Origin of the sequence: Saccharopolyspora sp. (assembly GCF_017434145.1) — a bacterium.
GTDB classification, from domain to species: domain Bacteria; phylum Actinomycetota; class Actinomycetes; order Mycobacteriales; family Pseudonocardiaceae; genus Saccharopolyspora_C; species Saccharopolyspora_C galaxeae.
Genome location: NZ_JAFRFW010000418.1, coordinates 1 through 14586, shown reverse-complemented (window position 1 = coordinate 14586; position 14586 = coordinate 1). Strand labels below are relative to the sequence as shown.

13 protein-coding genes are annotated in these 14586 nt (G+C 71.1%); 5 read left to right on the top strand and 8 right to left on the bottom strand.

The features are described 5' to 3' along the window. Positions 1–125: 125 nt before the first annotated feature. The 4 genes from IJH84_RS11400 to IJH84_RS11385 form a co-directional block, all read right to left on the bottom strand. Positions 126–350: a DUF397 domain-containing protein gene (locus tag IJH84_RS11400; protein WP_200070402.1), complete on the bottom strand. Its 225-nt coding sequence runs from the start codon at positions 348–350 to the stop codon at positions 126–128. 369 nt (positions 351–719) lie between these two features. Next, positions 720–1712: a ketol-acid reductoisomerase gene (gene ilvC / locus IJH84_RS11395; protein WP_200070243.1), complete on the bottom strand. Its 993-nt coding sequence runs from the start codon at positions 1710–1712 to the stop codon at positions 720–722. Between the two features lie 74 nt (positions 1713–1786). Continuing rightward, a complete protein-coding gene (gene ilvN / locus IJH84_RS11390; protein WP_295143764.1) occupies positions 1787–2293 on the bottom strand; it encodes an acetolactate synthase small subunit in 507 nt (168 codons plus the stop codon). Positions 2294–2301: 8 nt separating this feature from the next. After that, complete coding sequence (locus IJH84_RS11385; protein ID WP_295143761.1) at positions 2302–4134, bottom strand: acetolactate synthase large subunit; 1833 nt, start codon at positions 4132–4134, stop codon at positions 2302–2304. Positions 4135–4568: 434 nt separating this feature from the next. On the opposite strand from IJH84_RS11385, the gene IJH84_RS11380 reads away from it, so the two are divergent. From IJH84_RS11380 to ilvD, 3 genes are all read left to right on the top strand, one after another. Beyond that, the gene (locus tag IJH84_RS11380) at positions 4569–4763 is read left to right on the top strand and encodes a hypothetical protein (protein WP_295143758.1); all 195 of its coding nucleotides are present in this window, start codon (positions 4569–4571) and stop codon (positions 4761–4763) included. A gap of 159 nt (positions 4764–4922) precedes the next feature. Beyond that, entirely contained in the window at positions 4923–5444 is a 522-nt protein-coding gene (locus tag IJH84_RS11375) for a PH domain-containing protein (protein WP_295143755.1), read from the top strand. A gap of 142 nt (positions 5445–5586) precedes the next feature. After that, the gene (gene ilvD, locus IJH84_RS11370) at positions 5587–7431 is read left to right on the top strand and encodes a dihydroxy-acid dehydratase (RefSeq protein ID WP_295143752.1); all 1845 of its coding nucleotides are present in this window, start codon (positions 5587–5589) and stop codon (positions 7429–7431) included. Positions 7432–7506: 75 nt separating this feature from the next. Here the strand turns inward: ilvD and IJH84_RS11365 are convergent, their stop codons facing one another. Further along, on the bottom strand, positions 7507–8196 hold the full coding sequence (locus IJH84_RS11365; protein ID WP_295143749.1) for a DoxX family protein: 690 nt from the start codon (positions 8194–8196) through the stop codon (positions 7507–7509). Between the two features lie 327 nt (positions 8197–8523). On the opposite strand from IJH84_RS11365, the gene IJH84_RS11360 reads away from it, so the two are divergent. Further along, positions 8524–9699, top strand: coding sequence for a PQQ-dependent sugar dehydrogenase (locus IJH84_RS11360; protein ID WP_295143747.1), 1176 nt, complete (start codon positions 8524–8526; stop codon positions 9697–9699). A gap of 226 nt (positions 9700–9925) precedes the next feature. Further along, a complete protein-coding gene (locus tag IJH84_RS11355; RefSeq protein ID WP_295143769.1) occupies positions 9926–11416 on the top strand; it encodes a potassium/proton antiporter in 1491 nt (496 codons plus the stop codon). A 189-nt stretch (positions 11417–11605) separates the two neighbouring features. Here IJH84_RS11355 and gatB read toward each other — a convergent pair whose 3' ends face one another. The 3 genes from gatB to gatA form a co-directional block, all read right to left on the bottom strand. Beyond that, positions 11606–13111 carry an Asp-tRNA(Asn)/Glu-tRNA(Gln) amidotransferase subunit GatB gene (gene gatB, locus IJH84_RS11350; RefSeq protein WP_295143744.1) on the bottom strand — a complete coding sequence of 502 codons (1506 nt, stop codon included), beginning with the start codon at positions 13109–13111 and terminating at the stop codon, positions 11606–11608. After that, on the bottom strand, positions 13108–13305 hold the full coding sequence (locus tag IJH84_RS11345) for a hypothetical protein (protein ID WP_200070251.1): 198 nt from the start codon (positions 13303–13305) through the stop codon (positions 13108–13110). The genes gatB and IJH84_RS11345 overlap by 4 nt, the downstream gene beginning before the upstream one ends. Next, positions 13305–14586: Asp-tRNA(Asn)/Glu-tRNA(Gln) amidotransferase subunit GatA (gene gatA, locus IJH84_RS11340; RefSeq protein WP_295143740.1), on the bottom strand; the 1282-nt coding region annotated here is incomplete at its 5' end. The genes gatA and IJH84_RS11345, both read right to left, overlap by 1 nt.

The window sequence follows — 14586 nt, the reverse complement described above, 5'->3', positions numbered from 1 at the left end:
GTTTAACCGGAGTTTGAGAACTCGTTCACAAGGGTGTGACGCACGACAAACCCGCCGCAGAAGTCGGAAAGGCCCGTTTCCGGGCCCTTCGTCGCAGGTCAGCGCGATGATTGCGCAGCGAACAATCAGGGTTCGTCGAACTCGCCGTCCTTCGCCCCGGCCACGAACGCGTCCCATTCCTCGGGCGTGAACACCAGCACCGGGCCTTCCGGCTCGGCGCCGTTGCGCATCCCGATGTAGCCGTCCACGAAAGCGATCTCCACGCCCGGTTCGTCGTCGTCCTCGGTGCTGGTGATCCACTCCGCGTCGGTGAAGTCGAGCTCGTGGCGGATGTGCGCCTTGTCGTCCACCGGGGCGTCCGCGGTCCGCGTGGTATCGCCGCCGGTCTGCGTTGTCGTGCTGGCTTCGTCGTTCACGACCGGCACGATACCCGCGGCAGCGCCCGCGACTCGATCGCGTGAACGGGTGGCCGGGCATCGATTCGCGCGGAAACTTCCTGCGGTGCAAGGAGAACGCTGGGAAACCGCGCCGGGAAGGGACCGCGTCCACTCCGAGCGGCGTCAGCTGCCATCCAAGCGACCGGCAGGGACAACACGCCGAAGGCCCGGCGATCCCTCGTGGGGACGACCGGGCCTTCCGACCGCGCGGCCCGCCGGTCGGGCGGGCCTGCGCGGGAGATCATGCGCAGCGCGGGGCGCTCACTTCGTCGGGTCCAGCGCTCACTTCGTCCAGGACATCAGGGCGCGCAGCTTCTTGCCGACCTCCTCGATCTGGTGGTCGTTGCCCGCCTGCTGGAGCTTGTTGAAGTTCGGGCGGCCGCCCTCGTCCTCGGAGACCCACTCCTTGGCGAACGAGCCGTCCTGGATCTCGCCGAGGATCTTGCGCATGTTGTCCTTGACGTGCGCGTCGATGATCCGCGGGCCGCGGGTGAGGTCGCCGTACTCGGCGGTGTCCGAGCAGGAGTAGCGCTGCCCGGCGATGCCGCCCTCGAACATCAGGTCCACGATCAGCTTCAGCTCGTGCAGCACCTCGAAGTAGGCGATCTCCGGCTGGTAGCCGGCCTCCACCAGCACCTCGAAGCCGGTCTGCACCAGCGCGCTGGCGCCGCCGCAGAGCACCGCCTGCTCACCGAAGAGGTCGGTCTCGGTCTCCTCGGTGAAGGTGGTCTTGATGACCCCGGCGCGCGCCCCGCCGATGCCCGCGGCGTAGGACAGCGCCAGCGCCTGAGCGTTGCCGGAGGCGTCCTGCTCGACCGCGATCAAGCACGGCACGCCCTTGCCGTCGACGAACTGGCGGCGCACCAGGTGGCCCGGACCCTTCGGGGCGACCATCGCGACGTCCACATCGGACGGCGGCTGGACCAGGCCGTAGCGGATGTTGAAGCCGTGCCCGAAGAACAGCGCGTCGCCGGACTTGAGGTTCGGCGCGATGTCGTTGGCGTAGATCTCCCGCTGCTTGGTGTCCGGGGCGAGGATCATGATCAGGTCGGCCTCGGCGGAAGCCTCCGCCGGGGTGACCACCCGCAGGCCCTCGTCCGCGGCCTTGGCGCGGGACTTCGACCCCTCGGGCAGGCCGATGCGCACGTCCACACCGGAGTCGCGCAGGCTCAGCGCGTGCGCGTGGCCCTGGCTGCCGTAGCCGATGATCGCGACCTTGCGGCCCTGCGCGATGCCCAGGTCGGCGTCGGCGTCGTAGAAGATCTCAGTAGCCATGTGTTCGGTCTTCCTTTCGGACTTGATTCGTTCGTCCTGCCCGGCACGCGCGGGCGGGCGGCGGACGGCCGGGTTCAGCGAACCGCGGTCGCGGTGATCGAGCGCGGGCCGCGGCCGATGGCGATCGACCCGGACTGCACCATCTCCCGGACACCGTAGGGCTCCAGCATCCGCAGCAGCGCGCCCAGCTTCTCGCCGTCACCGGTGGCCTCGATGGTCAGCGCCTCCGGCGAGACGTCGACGACCTTGGCCCGGAACAGCTGCACCGTCTCCAGCACCTGGCTGCGCACCGAGGCGTCCGCGCGGACCTTGACCAGCAGCAGCTCGCGCTGCACCGAGGACTCCGGGTCCAGCTCCACGATCTTGATCACGTTGACCAGCTTGTTGAGCTGCTTGGTGACCTGCTCCAGCGGCTGCTCGCCGACCGCGACCACGATGGTCATCCGGGAGATCTCCGGGTGCTCGGTCGGCCCGACCGCCAGCGACTCGATGTTGAAGCTGCGGCGGGAGAACAGGCCCGAAACGCGGGCCAGCACGCCCGGCACGTTCTCCACCAGCACGCTCAGCGTGTGTCGGCTCATGGAGGCGCTCACCCCTCGTCCTCGTCGAACAGCGGGCGGATGCCGCGCGCCGCCATGATCTCGTCGTTGCCGGTGCCCGCGGCCACCATCGGCCACACCTGCGCGTCCTTGCCCACCACGAAGTCGATCACGACGGGTCGGTCGTTGATCTCCATCGCCCGCTGGATGACGCTGTCGACGTCCTCGCGGGACTCGCACCGCAGGCCTGCGCAGCCCAGCGCCTCGGCGAGCAGCTTGAAGTCCGGGATGCGGTGCTTGTGGGTGCCGAGGTCACTGTGTGAGTAGCGCTCGGCGTAGAAGAGGTTCTGCCACTGCCGGACCATACCGAGGTTGCCGTTGTTGATGACGGCGACCTTGATGGGCAGTTCCTCGATGGCGCTGGTCGCCAGCTCCTGGTTGGTCATCTGGAAGCAGCCGTCGCCGTCGATGGCCCACACCGGCTTGTCCGGCACCCCGGCCTTGGCGCCCAGCGCGGCGGGCACCGCGTAGCCCATCGTGCCCAGGCCGCCGGAGTTCAACCAGGTCCGCGGGTGCTCGTAGCCGATGAACTGCGCGGCCCACATCTGGTGCTGGCCGACACCGGCGACGTAGCAGGCTTCCGGGCCGACGATGTTGCCGAGCCGTTCGATCACGTACTCGGGCGCGAGGCTGCCGTCCGACGGCCACTCGTAGCCCAGCGGGAAGGTGTCGCGCCACTGCCCGAGCTGGTCCCACCACGGGCCGAGGTCGGCGGCGCCGTCCTCTTCGGTGGCGGTCGCCAGCGCGTCGATGAGCTCCGTGATGACGTCCTTGCAGTCGCCCACGATCGGCACGTCGGCGTTGCGGTTCTTGGAGATCTCGGCCGGGTCGATGTCGGCGTGCACCACCTTCGCCTCCGGGGCGAACGAGGACAGCTGGCCGGTGACCCGGTCGTCGAACCGGGTGCCGAGCGCGATCAGCAGGTCGGAGCGCTGCATCGCCGCGACCGCCGAGACGGTGCCGTGCATCCCGGGCATCCCCAGGTGCTGCGGGTGCGAGTCGGGGAACGCGCCGCGCGCCATCAGCGTCGTGACGACCGGGATGCCGCTGCTCTCGGCGAGCTTGCGCAACTGCTCGGTCGCCTCGGCCTTGAGCACGCCGCCGCCGACGTAGAGCACCGGGCGCCGCGCCGCGGTGATCAGCTTCGCGGCCTCCCGGACCTGCTTGCCGTGCGGCTTGCTGGTGGGCCGGTAGCCGGGCAGCTTCATCTCGGGCGGCCAGGAGAACGAGGTGGCGGCCGTTTGGACGTCCTTCGGGATGTCCACCAGCACCGGGCCGGGCCTGCCGCTGTTGGCGATGTAGAACGCCTCCGCGATCGTGCGCGGGATGTCCTCGGCCTTGGTGACCAGGACGTTGTGCTTGGTGACCGGCAGCGTGATGCCGCAGATGTCGGCCTCTTGGAAGGCGTCGGTGCCGATCAGGGTGGTGGCCTGCTGGCCGGTGATCGCCACCACCGGCACCGAGTCCATCTGCGCGTCGGCCAGCGCGGTGACCAGGTTCGTCGCCCCCGGCCCCGAGGTCGCCATGCACACCCCGACGTTGCCGGTGGCCTGCGCGTAGCCGGTCGCCGCGTGCCCGGCGCCCTGCTCGTGCCGGACCAGCACGTGGCGGACCTTCGTGGAGTCCAGCAGCGGATCGTAGGACGGCAGGATCGTGCCGCCGGGAATGCCGAACACGACCTCGGCGCCTACCGCCTCGAGCGAGCGCACGAGCGACTGCGCGCCGGTGGCCTGCACCGGGGCGCCGCTAGGCGGGGCGGGCTTGGGACGGTGCCCCGGCGGCGGCGCCGGGACGGGGTTCTGCCTGGTGTTGGCGCTGGTCATCGGTTCGCCTCTGTCCGAGCGGTGTTGATCGGTGAGTGGACTGTCGATGCGTTGGGCACGAAAAAACCCCCGCCGGTCAACACAGGACCGTACGAGGGTTGGCGCGTCGACGCTGCGAGCTTCCTCAGGCGTGGACGCGCCGGGGAAGTACGAGAATGTCGTCGATTCGCAGCATGGCCAGGACGTTAACGGCAGCCATGTCGCCGGGTCAAACCATGCGGGAAGGATTTCCCAGCCAGTGGACGCGATGTGTCCCGCTCGCACGTCGATCGGCAGTGCGTTTCCGCAGCTTACCGATCCCGCATTCGCCTTCGGGCGGGCGAATTTGTGGCGTACGTCGCGCATCCCGCGTGTCCGATGTCCGCGGAGCGGGCCGCTCGCCGGTTCTCACCTGCCCCGCGATCCGTCGCGCACGCGGGTGAGACCATCGGGACGTGAGCGAGTCCCACAAGTCCTCCGGACCGGACGGCGCCGGCGCGACCGACGCGCACGCGGCGGCCGAGGGCTCGCGGCGGCAGACCGGCGAACGCCCGGCCGCAGAGAGCCCGAACGACGAGGGGACCCCCGAAGTGAGCACGACCGAGGACCAAGGCTCGACCGCCGTGCAGGAGCCGGGCACGACCGAGTAGCTGCAGGCCGCGCCGGAAAGCACGGCGCCGGACTCGGAGAACACCGCGCGGACTCCGGATGGCGGCGCGGCCCGCCCGACCGGGAAGGCGGTCCCGAAGTCGCTCACCTTCCACCTCACCCGAACCTCGCTGCTGGCGGTGGCCGTGGTGGCGGTCTGCATGACGCCGATCGCGTTCGCGCAGCCGTTCCCCTACCTGCTGCCCGCCTTCCTGATCCCCGCGGCACTGGCTTACGCCGTGCTGTGGCCGCGGACGATCGCCACGGACGAAGGGATCCGCACCCGGTTGCTGGCGGGCGAGACCTCGTTCGGCTGGGACGAGCTGGCTTCGGTGCGGCTGAACGAACGCCGCTGGGTGCGCGCGGTGCTGGAGTCCGGCGGCGAAGGCCGGACGCGGGAAGTCCGGCTCTCGGCGGTACGGGTGCGCGACCTGTCCCACCTGGCGCTGATGAGCGGCGGCCGGCTGCCGGACCCGAACGAGCCGCTGGAACGCCCGGCGGAGACCGGCGCGGTGTCGGACGGCGAGCAGGGCACCGGATCCGCGGACTCCGAGTCCCGCGCGGACTCCGCCGCCGAATCCGCGGACGACACCGGGGAATCCACCGCCGCGCAGCAGGATTCCTCGGCCGCCGCAAGCGAATCCGCTCCGGGCGAGGACTCCCCGGACGACCGCCGCGGCTGAACACCTCGCGCGAACGGCGCGAACCGGGCGCACGACCAGCACCGCGGCAGGAGTAACGTCGCGGTCACCGCGCTGTGCTCGCACCCAAAAGGTGCCGTTCTCCCCGCCCCGACGCGGGTCTCGCAGAGGAACCGAGAAGACCATGCCCCAGTTGCGCTCCCGCACCACCACGCACGGCCGCAACGCCGCAGGCGCCCGTTCGCTGTGGCGTGCCACCGGCATGACCGACGACGACTTCGGCAAGCCGATCGTGGCCATCGCCAACTCCTACACCCAGTTCGTGCCAGGGCACGTGCACCTGCGCGACCTCGGCGACGTGGTGGCCGACACGATCCGCGAATCCGGCGGCGTGCCGCGGGACTTCCACACCATCGCCGTGGACGACGGCATCGCGATGGGCCACAGCGGGATGCTCTACTCGCTGCCGTCCCGCGAGCTGATCGCGGACTCGGTGGAGTACATGGTCAACGCGCACCAGGCCGACGCGCTGGTGTGCATCTCGAACTGCGACAAGATCACGCCCGGGATGCTCAACGCGGCGATGCGGCTGAACGTGCCGACGGTGTTCGTCTCCGGTGGCCCGATGGAAGCGGGCAAGGCGGTGGTCGTGGACGGTGTCGCGCAGGCACCGACCGACCTGATCACCACCATCTCGGCGTCGGCCAACGCCGCGGTGGACGACGCGGGCCTGTCCGAGGTGGAGCGCTCCGCCTGCCCGACCTGCGGGTCCTGCTCGGGCATGTTCACCGCGAACTCGATGAACTGCCTGACCGAGGCGCTCGGCCTGGCGCTGCCCGGCAACGGCTCGACGCTGGCCACGCACGCCGCCCGCCGCGCGCTGTTCCAGGAGGCCGGGCGCACCGTGGTGCGCGCCGCCGAGCGCTGGTACCAGCAGGACGACGACTCGGTGCTGCCCCGCTCGGTCGCGAACAAGCAGGCGTTCGAGAACGCGATGGCGCTGGACATGGCGATGGGCGGCTCGACGAACACGGTGCTGCACACGCTGGCCGCGGCGCAGGAGGGCGGCATCGACTTCGCCCTGGAGGACATCGAGCGGATCAGCAGGCAGGTGCCGTGCCTGTCGAAGGTCGCGCCGAACTCCGATTTCCACATGGAGGACGTGCACCGGGCGGGCGGGATCACCGCGATCCTGGGCGAGCTGGACCGCGGCGGGATGCTGCACCGCGAGGTCTCCTCGGTGCACAGCCCCAGCCTCACCGACTGGCTGTCCACATGGGACGTCCGCGGCGAGTCGCCGTCCGAGCAGGCCGTGGAGCTGTTCCACGCCGCGCCCGGCGGAGTGCGCACCACGCAGGCGTTCTCCACCGAGAACCGCTGGTCCTCCTTGGACACCGATGCGGCGAACGGCTGCATCCGCAGCGTCGAGCACGCCTACACCGCCGACGGCGGGCTGGCGGTGCTGCGCGGCAACCTCGCCGAGGACGGCGCGGTGGTCAAAACCGCCGGTGTCGAGGAGGAGCTGTGGCTGTTCGAGGGCCCGGCGCGGGTGCTGGAGAGCCAGGAGCAGGCGGTCTCGGCGATCCTGAACAAGGAGATCCAGGCCGGTGACGTGCTGGTGATCCGCTACGAAGGCCCCGCGGGCGGGCCCGGGATGCAGGAGATGCTGCACCCGACCGCGTTCCTGAAGGGCTCCGGCCTCGGCAAGAAGTGCGCGCTGATCACCGACGGCCGGTTCTCCGGCGGTTCTTCGGGACTGTCGATCGGGCACATCTCGCCGGAGGCGGCCAACGGCGGCGTGATCGGGCTGGTGCAGGACGGCGACCCGATCCGCATCGACGTGCGCGAGCGCGGCCTGGAGCTGCTGGTCGACGACGAGGTGCTGGCCGAGCGGCGGGCGAAGATGGACGCCGCCGAGCACCCGTGGCAGCCGGTCGCCCGGGAGCGCTCGGTGACCACCGCGCTGCGGGCCTACGCGAAGCTCGCGACTTCGGCGTCCTACGGCGCGGTCCGCGACATCAGCAAGTAACTCCGCCGGCAGTGAACGGACCGCTCGCCCGGGAAGATCGGTCGAACGGTCCGTTCACTCGTTGCGTACGGCGCCTCAGTGCAGGAAGAACAGCACTCCGGCGGAAGAACCGGCCGCGATCAGCAGGCAGATGAGTCCGCTGACCACCGGGTGCCGGAACCAGGAACGGCCGTTGTCCAGCGCGGCCCTGCCCGGTCCGATGAACATCAGGCCGACCGCGAGCGCGGCCAGCACCACGTTGTACTCGTAACCGTCCGGCGAGAAGAATCCGTCGCCGAGTCTGGTGCCGATCACCGCGCTGGCCATCACCCCTGCGATGCCGGCCGCGGCCAGCGGGGTGAACAGGCCGAGCACCAGCAGCGCGCCCGCACCGAGTTCGGTGCCGCCGGTGACCAGCGAGAGGATCTGGCTCTGCTGGAATCCGGATTTCGCCAGCGACTGCGCGAATGCCTCGGGGCCGCTGCCGCCGAGCACGCCGAACAGTTTCTGCGCGCCGTGCGCGGCGAAGATCCCGCCGAGCACCAGCCGGATGACCAGCAGGCCGAAGTCCGCGCCCGCGTTCCAGCCGAACTGCTTTCGCTGCGGCGGCAGCGGCTCGTAGTAGTCGTCCTCGTAGCGGCGGTCGACCACCGACGTTGCCGTGCCGTCGCTGTAGGCGGCGTCGTCGTAGTAGTTGTACGTTCCGGGACCCGAACCTTCGGTGTCCCGCACGCGATCGTCGCGGTGTGCGCCCCCGCCGCTCGGGCGCTCGTCGTGAATGCTCACGGCGCTGGAGGTTAAGCCATCCCAAGCACAAAAAGCGACCCTTTCGAGTGAAGATTTCGCGACGTCCTTGCGCCGGGTTCCGACGCTTGGCGGAATCCCGCCGAAAGCCTCCGCATTCGCCGCATTCCGCAGCGCGCCCGCGCACTGCTCGTATCGGTTCGCATTCCCGCCGTAGAAGGTTGCAACCCGCCACCAGGTGTATTTGCTGCATTCGGCCCTAACCCGGCGGCCGGGCAGAGCGCGGACGAATTCCATTCGGTTTCCGGGAGGCGGAACGCCGGGGCTGCTCACCGGACGTTCACGGACCGGCCGATACCCTCGTGCCCCGTGGCAGCCTCGAACCGCGCGAACCGCACGACCCGCCGCTTGCGGACGGCCGCGGGTGCGCTGCTCGTCGCGGCCGCGTTCGCCGGTTGCGCCCAGTTCCCGAACGAGCACCCGAACGCCTGGAAAGACCAGCCGTCGCTGGAACCGCAGGCCGGACCGCAGCCGTCGATCGAGCAACCGCCGCCACCACCGCCACCGCCCGGGCAGCCGGTGCCCGAGGAACCGGCCGTTCCGGAAGGCTGCGTGGACCCTGATCCGTCCGTCGTCGCTACCTGCTTGTCCCCGGTCGGCGCGGTCGCGGTGCTGCCGGACGGGCAGAGCGCGCTGGTCGCCGAACGCGACACCGGCCGGGTGCTGCGAGTGCGCAAGGACAGCGAACCGGTGGAGGTCGCCCGCGTCCCGGTCGACTCGTCCGGCGACGGAGGGCTGACCGGGCTCGCGCTGTCCCCCAGCTACCAGGAGGACGAGCTCTTCTACGCCTACGCCAGCACCGGCGGCGGCAACCAGGTCCTGCGCGTGGCGCCGGGCGACCGGCCGAAACCGGTGCTGACCGGCATCCCGAAGGGCGGCTCCGGCAATTCCGGCGCGCTGCTCGACGACGGTCAGGGCGGGCTGCTGGTGGCCACCGGCGATGCGGGCGATCCGGCGAACGCCGCGGACCCGGCTTCGCTGGCGGGCAAGGTGCTGCGCATCGACGCGTTCGGCGCGCCAGCGCCCGGCAACCCCGATCCGGCGTCGCCGGAGGTGGCCTCCGGGGTGACCAGTCCCGGCGGGCTGTGCGGATCGGCCGCGGCCGGGATCTGGCTGGCCGACCGGGACGCCTCCCGCGACTCGCTGCACCGCGTGCAACCGGGTCAGCCGGTGGGGTCGGCGGTGTGGAGCTGGCCGGACCGGCCCGGAGTCGCCGGATGCGCCGCGGCGCCGAACGGGATCGTGGTGGCGTTGCGCGAGGCCGCGGCGCTGTACACGCTCACGCCCGGGCCCGGCGGTTCGATCACCGGGGAACCCGCCAAGGTCATGGAGAACACCTACGGCCGGTTCTCCGCCGCGGCGATGAGCAAGGACGGGCAGCTCTGGCTGGGCACCGCGAACAAATCCGGTGGCCGCCCGGTACCCAGCGACGACCGGGTGCTGCGCATCGACCCGCCGAGCGGCGGCACCGCGGGCAAGGACTGAGCGTTCGAGGTCTCCGCCGAAGATTCGGCTACCCGGCGGAATCACCGTCCTCGCTGACGGGCCACCGCAGCGGAAGGCTCCCCCGTCGTTCACCCGGCAGGCAGCGAGCTCGCGCCGCCATGCGTGGCGCACCTGACGCGGCCGCGCCGCTCGTGGTCCACTCAGGACACTCCGCCGCGCGTGATCGGGACCGCGGCGCGATGCCGGACGGGGACCCGCGATGGACTTGCAGCAGCTGTACGTGGCGCTGCTGGCAGGTGGACTCGTGCTGCTGGCGAGCATCGTGGCCACCCGCGCGGCCTCCCGGGTCGGACTGCCCGCGCTGCTGCTGTTCCTCGTCGTCGGGCTCGCGATCGGCGAGGACGGGCTCGGGCTGCGCTTCGACGACGCCCAGCTCGCGCAGAACCTCGGCACCGCCGCACTGGCGGTGATCCTGGTCGAAGGCGGGCTCACCACCAGGTGGGCGGACGTGCGCGCGCTGCTGGCGCCTTCCGGGATGCTGGCCACGGTCGGCGTCGGCGTGAGCGTGGCGGTGACCGCGACCGGCGCGCATCTGCTGATCGGGCTGGACTGGCAGCCCGCGCTGCTGCTCGGGGCGATCGTGTCGTCCACCGACGCCGCCGCGGTGTTCTCCGTGCTGCGCACGCTGCCGGTGCCGCGGCGCGTGGCGGGCCTGCTGGAGGCGGAGTCCGGGTTCAACGACGCGCCGACGGTGATCCTGGTGCTGCTGTTCAGCAGCATCCCGTTGAGCATCGAACCGGTCGGGGTGGCCGCGAACCTGCTCTACCAGCTCGTCGTCGGCGCCGTGGTCGGGTTCGCCGTCGGCAAGCTCGGCGCCTGGGGGCTGCGGCGGATCGAGCTGCCCGCTTCGGGGCTGTACCCGCTGGCGATGTTCGGGCTGGGAGTGGTCGCGTTCGCCGCGTCCGGTGCGATCGCCGCTTCCGGTTTCCTCGCCGCCTACGTCGCGGGATTGGTGCTGGCGAACTCCGGCCTGCCGCATCGGGCTTCGCTGCGCTCGTTCGCCGAAGGGCTCGGCTGGCTGGCGCAGATCGGCCTGTTCGTGCTGCTGGGACTGCTGGTCACGCCGCACGAGCTGCTGCCGGAGCTGCTGCCCTCACTGGTCGTGGGCCTGGTGCTGCTGCTGGTGGCGCGGCCGCTGTCGGTGGCGGTGTCGCTGGTGCTGTTCAAGCTGCCGTGGCGCGAGCAGGTCTTCGTGTCGTGGGCGGGCCTGCGCGGCGCGGTGCCGATCGTGCTGGCGACGTTCCCGGTGGTGGCCGGGGTGCCGGGCAGCAGCCGGGTGCTCGGCCTGGTGTTCGTGCTGGTCGCGGTGTTCACGCTGGTGCAGGGGCCGGGACTGCTGCGGCTGGCGCGGTTGCTGGGGCTGATCCGGGCGGACGCGGCGCAGGAGATCCAGGTCGAGGTGGCGCCGCTGGACGTGCTCGACGCGGAGCTGCTGACGGTGTCGATCCCGCCGGGCTCGCAGCTGCACTACGTGACGGTGCTGGAGCTGCGGCTGCCCGAGCCGAGCGTGATCACGCTGGTCATCCGCGGCGAGACCTCGTTCGTGCCGAGCCCGGAAACCCGCCTGTCCACCGGCGACGAACTGCTGATCATGACGACGGCCGCGGTCCGCACCGCGACCGAGCGCCGACTGCGCGCGGTGGGCCGCCGCGGCCGCCTGGCCCACTGGTTCGGCGAATACGGCGACCCCGACTGACCCGGTCCCTCGACGGGTGAACGGACTCCAGCCGGACCAACGAGCCGTTCACTCGGAACCGCTCTCCGCCGGCCGGGTAGCGCGTGCGCGGGTTCGCAATGAGTGAACGGCCCGTTGGTCCAATCTGGTCGGACCAACAGGCCGTTCACTCGGAAAAAGTCACCGGTGCGGGAGCGCCGGAGTGGCGGCTCACTGCCCGCAGGCGGCGAGGATGAGTTCGCGGACGCGCTTGGCGTCGGCCTTGCCGCCGGTCGCCTTCATGACCGCGCCGACGACCGCACCCGCGGCCTGCACCTTGCCGCCGCGGATCTTCTCGACCACGTCCGGCTGCGCGGCCAGCGCCTCGTCCACCGCGGCCTGCAGCTCGGAGTCGTCGGAGACGACCTCCAGCCCTTGGGCGGCCACGACCTCGTCCGGCTCGCCCTGCCCGTCGAGCACGCCGTCGACGACCTGGCGCGCCAGCTTGTGCGTCAGCTTTCCTTCGGTGACCAGCTCGATCACCCGCGCGACCTGCGCGGGCTGGATCGGCAGCTCGCCGAGCTCGACGCCGCGGGTGTTGGCCTGCTGGGACAGGTAGGCCACCCACCAGGACCGCGCCTCGGACGGCGCCGCGCCGGCGTCCACAGTGGATGCGACCAGGTCCAGCGCGCCCGCGTTGACCAGGTCGCGCAGTTCCTCATCGGACAGCGACCACTCCTGCTGGATGCGCTTGCGCCGCTCCCAGGGCAGTTCCGGCAGCGTCTGGGACAGCTCGCCGACCCACTCGCGGGACGGGGCGATCGGCACCAGGTCCGGCTCCGGGAAGTAGCGGTAGTCCTCCGAGGTCTCCTTCGGCCGACCGGCCGAAGTCGCCGCGGAAGCCTCGTCGAAGTGCCGCGTCTCCTGCTTGATCTCGCCGCCGGAGACCAGCACCGCCGCGTGCCGCCGCATCTCGTAGCGCACCGCCCGCTCGACGCTGCGCAGCGAGTTCACGTTCTTCGTTTCGGTGCGGGTGCCGAACTCCGCCGCGTCCTTGGCCATCAGCGACACGTTCGCGTCGCAGCGCAGCGAGCCCTGGTCCATCCGCACGTCGGAGACCTCCAGCGAGCGCAGCAGGTCCCGCAGCGCGGCCACGTAGGCCCGCGCCACCTCGGGCGCGCGTTCGCCTGCGCCGGTGATCGGCTTGGTGACGATCTCGATCAGCGGCACCCCGGCCCGGTTGTAGTCCAGCAGCGAGTGCTCGGCGCCGTGGATCCGCCCGGTGGCACCGCCGACGTGCAGCGACTTGCCGGTGTCCTCCTCCATGTGCGCGCGCTCGATCTCGACGCGGAAGGTCTCCCCGTCGTCGAGCGCCACGTCGAGGTGGCCGTCGAAGACGATCGGCTCGTCGTACTGCGAGGTCTGGAAGTTCTTCGGCATGTCCGGGTAGAAGTAGTTCTTCCGCGCGAACCGGCACCACTCGGCGACCTGGCAGTTCAGCGCGAGCCCGATCCGGATCGCCGATTCCACCGCTTTGCCGTTGACCACCGGCAGCGCACCGGGCAGGCCCAGGCACACCGGGCAGACCTGGGTGTTCGGTTCGGCGCCGAAGGCGTTGGCGCAGCCGCAGAACATCTTGGTGGCCGTGGACAGCTCCACGTGCACCTCGAGGCCCAGCACCGGGTCGAACCGCTCCAGGACCTCCTCGTAGTCCATGATCTCGGCGACCGCGGTCACTTCGCGTCCTCCCCCTTGCGCAGCGTGCGGATCGCCAGCGCGGTGCCGGTGACCAGGCCGAGCGCGGTGATGATCGAGTCGGCCATCGCCAGCTTGTCGTTGTTGGCCTTGGCGTCGCGGATGCTCGCGCGCAGCCCGAAGGCCGCCGACAGCACCGACGCGAGCTGGATCACTGCCTTGATCTTCGAGTTCATCACGCCACCTCCAGGGCGGGAATGCGGTCGATCAGCGGGCCGCCCTGGGCGGCGTCGCGGGCGGTCTCGTAGGCCGCGCCGACCCGGTAGAGCCGGTCGTCGGCCAGCGCCGGGGCCATGATCTGCAGTCCCACCGGCATTCCGTCCTCATCGGACAGTCCACTGGGGACGCTCATGGCGGCGTTGCCCGCCAGGTTCACCGGACTCGTGCACAGGTCCGCCAGGTACATCGCCAGCGGATCGTCGGAGCGCTCACCGATCTCGAACGCGGTGGTCGGCGTGGTCGGCGAGACCAGCACGTCCACCTGCTCGAACGCGGCGGTGAAGTCGCGGGAGATCAGCGTGCGGACCTTCTGCGCCTGGCCGTAGTAGGCGTCGTAGTAGCCGGACGACAGCGCGTAGGTGCCGAGCATGATCCGGCGCTTGACCTCGGCACCGAACCCGGCTTCGCGGGTCAGCGACATGACTTGCTCGGCGCTGCGCTCCCCGTCGTCGCCGACGCGCAGGCCGTAGCGCATCGCGTCGAACCGGGCCAGGTTGGACGACGCCTCGCTCGGCGCGATCAGGTAGTAGGCGCCGAGCGCGTAGTCGAAGTGCGGGCAGGAGATCTCCACGACCTCAGCGCCCAGCTTCGACAGCTGCTCCACCGCGGCGCGGAACGAACGCTCCACCCCGGGCTGGTAGCCCTCACCGGCGAACTCGCGCACCACGCCGACCTTCACGCCGGTCAGGTCCCCGGCCGCGCCTTCGCGGGCGGCCGCCGCGACCTGCGGCACCGGGGCGTTGATCGAGGTCGAGTCCATCGGGTCGTGCCCGGCGATCACCTCGTGCAGCATCGCCGCGTCCAGCACCGTGCGCGCGCACGGCCCTGGCTGGTCCAGCGAGGACGAGAACGCCACCAGGCCGTAGCGGGAAACGCCGCCGGAGGTCGGTGTCACGCCGACCGTGCCGGTCACCGCGCCTGGCTGGCGGATCGAGCCGCCGGTGTCGGTGCCGATCGCCAGCGGCGCCTCGAACGCGGCCAGCGCCGCCGCCGAACCACCGCCCGAGCCACCGGGGATGCGCTCGGTGTTCCACGGGTTGCGGGTGGGGCCGTAGGCGGAGTTCTCGGTGGACGAGCCCATCGCGAACTCGTCCATGTTGGTCTTGCCCAGCAGCACGGTGCCGGCGGCCTTGAGCCTCGCGGCGACGGTGGCGTCGTAGGGCGGCCGCCAGCCCTCGAGGATCTTCGAGCCGCTGGTGGTGGGCACGCCCTCGGTGACCACGACGTCCTTCAGCGCG

Coding starts and splice junctions, on each gene's coding strand:
- ilvC (WP_200070243.1), bottom strand. CDS start 1,712: ATGGCTACTGAGATCTTCTACGACGCCGACGCCGACCTGGGCATCGCG.
- ilvN (WP_295143764.1), bottom strand. CDS start 2,293: ATGAGCCGACACACGCTGAGCGTGCTGGTGGAGAACGTGCCGGGCGTG.
- IJH84_RS11385 (WP_295143761.1), bottom strand. CDS start 4,134: ATGACCAGCGCCAACACCAGGCAGAACCCCGTCCCGGCGCCGCCGCCG.
- IJH84_RS11375 (WP_295143755.1), top strand. CDS start 4,923: ATGACGCCGATCGCGTTCGCGCAGCCGTTCCCCTACCTGCTGCCCGCC.
- ilvD (WP_295143752.1), top strand. CDS start 5,587: ATGCCCCAGTTGCGCTCCCGCACCACCACGCACGGCCGCAACGCCGCA.
- IJH84_RS11345 (WP_200070251.1), bottom strand. CDS start 13,305: ATGAACTCGAAGATCAAGGCAGTGATCCAGCTCGCGTCGGTGCTGTCG.